Source organism: Pseudomonas sp. MWU13-2100 (assembly GCF_023242365.1).
Classification (GTDB): Bacteria; Pseudomonadota; Gammaproteobacteria; order Pseudomonadales; family Pseudomonadaceae; genus Aquipseudomonas.
The window spans coordinates 1-1,127 of the sequence record NZ_JALLIX010000116.1 but is presented as its reverse complement, the minus strand read 5'-3'; the positions used below and the strand labels follow the sequence as shown (position 1 = coordinate 1,127).

Annotated in this window: 2 protein-coding genes; one reads left to right on the top strand and one right to left on the bottom strand. The window is 52.7% G+C overall.

Going from position 1 to position 1,127, the window contains the following annotated elements; all coding sequences use genetic code 11:
- Positions 1 to 725: hypothetical protein (locus M5B99_RS29585; protein ID WP_248807454.1), on the bottom strand; the 725-nt coding region annotated here is incomplete at its 3' end.
- A 194-nt stretch (positions 726 to 919) separates the two neighbouring features.
- Between M5B99_RS29585 and M5B99_RS29580 the strand changes: the two genes are divergently transcribed.
- A partial coding sequence (locus tag M5B99_RS29580; protein ID WP_248807453.1) for a plasmid stabilization protein occupies positions 920 to 1,127 on the top strand: 208 nt, incomplete at its 3' end.

The window sequence follows — 1,127 nt, the reverse complement described above, 5'->3', positions numbered from 1 at the left end:
CTACACTGCTCCTCCCGCCCCATCGAACACGCCTCTTGAATGGCCAATCCTGCAGCCCCCACGTCAAGCGCCATACCTACATAGCCGCCTTTGCTCAGAACACGGGAGGTATTGGCAATCTTGTTGATCCGCTGCGCATATCCGTCGATGTCCTGGCGATGCAGATAGCGTCGGGTGGAAATGCCGAGCATTTTCTTGATCGACTTGTTGTGCTGCAGGCTGGTGCCGTAATGACCGACGCCCTGGAGTTGCATGTCCAACTTCTGGAACAACGCCTGCCGCTTGGCGATGAACTCGGATCTGGTCGAAGCGCCGCCTTTCAGATGCTGCTGATGCAGCTTTTCGATCTCCTTCAAGGTGCCCTCAACCCCGGTCAAATGCCGCCCCCAGGCCGCAGTGGAACTACCGATGCCAATCGAACTGTAACCCAGCAAACCCTGCAACAAATCATAGTTGTTCAGGATCTCGACACCCGCCCTGGGGTCGAGACTCAGGGCCAGATCGACTTCCCGGGCCCGTGTCATCAACCAGGCCTCTTCAAAGGTGCAGGACGCCGTGCTTTCGTCGGGCACGATCACCAGTTGCCCTGGGGTCACCATCGAGCGGCGCAGGTGACTATTGATCGTGTCGAACTTGGTGAGCGCATGTGAGCCGCGCTGTATCAGCAGCTGGCTTTTTAGACTGGGGTAATGAGTGGTCTTTTCATTGATGAATCCGTGCGCCATATTTCACATCCTTGATGTATGAAAAATGGCGCTAGATATAAAGGCAGATAAACACCAAAAAAAGAGCGATACCGCTGTTTGAGACGATTCTTAGCTGATTACCAGAAACATCCTACACACTAGAAAAGTTAAGTTCCCATAGGCTGCAAGGAATAGTAGTCAATCCTCCGTTAATATCCGCAAGGAGCTCTTTCGTGACTCATATTTTGCTGTCACAAACGGTCGCAATAATCTCCAACCTGAAGAAAAATCCAATTGACTCCATGACGGCTGACGGCAACTTCCCTATGCCCCCCATCAATCACAACGAGCCGGCACTCTACTGCGTTCCCGATACAGAGTATGAGGCTATGATGGAGCTCTTGGAGGACATGGAACTGGTCGCTATCTGCCATAAACGTG